The sequence below is a fragment of the Streptomyces sp. ActVer genome (assembly GCF_027270795.1).
Lineage (GTDB): Bacteria > Actinomycetota > Actinomycetes > Streptomycetales > Streptomycetaceae > Streptomyces > Streptomyces umbrinus_A.
In genome coordinates this window covers 1-708 of the sequence record NZ_JAPWHT010000993.1, presented here as the reverse complement: position 1 = coordinate 708, position 708 = coordinate 1, and the positions used below count along the sequence as shown (strand labels likewise).

Below are 708 nucleotides of genomic sequence, written 5' to 3'. Positions count from 1 at the left end.
ACTGTGGGGCGGCTCCGGTGTCGGCCGGGGTCACGGTCGGGCTCGGGGCGCCCGCCCGGTTGCCCGTGCCTCCCGGCCCTCGGCCCGCCCACAGTGCCTCCACCGCGGCCGCGGACAGGTGGCTGCGCCTCACGGGGCCCAGCCGTTCCCGGACCGTGTGGGCCAGCAGCGGGACGCGGAACGTCCAGCCGCGTGATGCGGAGGCGGCGTCCCGGCCGGGGAGTTCGTCGAGGATGCCCTCGTCGACCAGGGCTCGGATGCCGTCGGTCACGGACTCGGTGGGCAGCCCGGTCGACGAGGCGACCAGGGCCTCGGCCGGGCGGCCGAGCGGCCACAGAATGCTCAGTGCCGTGGCCACCGTCCCGCAGGGTTCTTCCAGCGCACGCAGCGCCGCTACGTACCGGTCGTGCTCGGGCAGCAGCGGCACCGCCGCACCGGTGCCGAGGAAGGCGTGGCCGTCGGCGGTGCGTATCGCGTCCTGGCCCGTCCATTCGACGAGGAGGGCGTCCAGTGCGCCGGGGATGCCGCGGCTCAGCTCGTGGAGGCGCCGCATCAGGTCGGCGTCGGGTGCCGATTGGAGGCGCTGCGCCACCATGGCCGTGGCTTCGTCCAGGGTCAGGCGCGCGAGGGCGATCGTGTGCGCCGCCCGGTTGTGGGCGAGGCGTTCCATGGCCTGGCGGCTGGAGTCGGGGGACGGGGACGGGCGGG

1 pseudogene is annotated in these 708 nt (G+C 75.8%); it reads right to left on the bottom strand.

The features are described from left to right. A pseudogene (locus O3Q52_RS53790) lies at positions 1 to 670 on the bottom strand (helix-turn-helix transcriptional regulator); the annotation flags it as partial. Positions 671 to 708 lie beyond the last annotated feature (38 nt).